The organism is Roseovarius roseus (assembly GCF_043355935.2).
GTDB lineage: Bacteria > Pseudomonadota > Alphaproteobacteria > Rhodobacterales > Rhodobacteraceae > Roseovarius > Roseovarius roseus.
Genome location: NZ_JBHFPE020000064.1, coordinates 1 through 782, shown reverse-complemented (window position 1 = coordinate 782; position 782 = coordinate 1). Strand labels below are relative to the sequence as shown.

At 54.0% G+C, this 782-nt stretch carries 1 protein-coding gene; it reads right to left on the bottom strand.

The window, feature by feature from the left end; translation table 11 throughout:
- Positions 1–32 precede the first annotated feature (32 nt).
- Entirely contained in the window at positions 33–596 is a 564-nt protein-coding gene (locus ACEWPL_RS19470) for a hypothetical protein (RefSeq protein ID WP_420744412.1), read from the bottom strand.
- Positions 597–782 lie beyond the last annotated feature (186 nt).

The window sequence follows — 782 nt, the reverse complement described above, 5'->3', positions numbered from 1 at the left end:
GCGGGATGGAGCAGCCCGGTAGCTCGTCAGGCTCATAACCTGAAGGTCGTAGGTTCAAATCCTACTCCCGCAACCAATGCCTCGCACTCATCTGGGTTAAACTCAGACAAACCAACAGTGAGTGCAGGCTTGTCGCGACCGGAAGCGACAGACAGAATACCCGCCAAATCGCCAACAAGATCAATAATAGGCATACCACGCTCCTCCGAGGGCGTCAGAACGATTGCCTCAATCATTGATCGAATGAGCTCAGATGCTTCCTCGCGGTGCTCTGAGCTGTTCAGAGACTCGATGAGCCTCTTGACCTCGCGCTTGTAGCGCGCGGCAATACCCGGCTCAAAAAGAGACGGGCGTTCAATTTTTCCATCCAGCAGCTTTTCGAGCTGCCCCATGCGCTTCTCGATTCGCGCAGCATCATCTTTCAAGAATACAGCCGACACGCCGTCCAAGATGGACTGCACAACCTTCTTCTTTTCGCGGTGCAGCGTTTGCAGCTCTGCCTCGTACTGATATAGCGATGCGTTGTGACGCTTGGTCAGCTCTCCCATGTGCCGTGCGTACTCTTCGCAGAACACGTCGCAGAGCTCTTCGTTCATTAGATGATCGCGCAGCGACCCCAGCACTGATTCTTCAAGTTCGTCCCGAGGGATCGTTTGTTTATTGTCACAGGTAGCCTTGTTCCGGGCGTTCGAGCAGCCGATCCGACTGTTGATTGTCACTGAGAACTGACCCGGCATTGTCACCGAGATCTGACCCACCCAGTTGTTATGATCTGCTGATCA

Coding starts and splice junctions, on each gene's coding strand:
- ACEWPL_RS19470 (WP_420744412.1), bottom strand. CDS start 596: ATGAACGAAGAGCTCTGCGACGTGTTCTGCGAAGAGTACGCACGGCAC.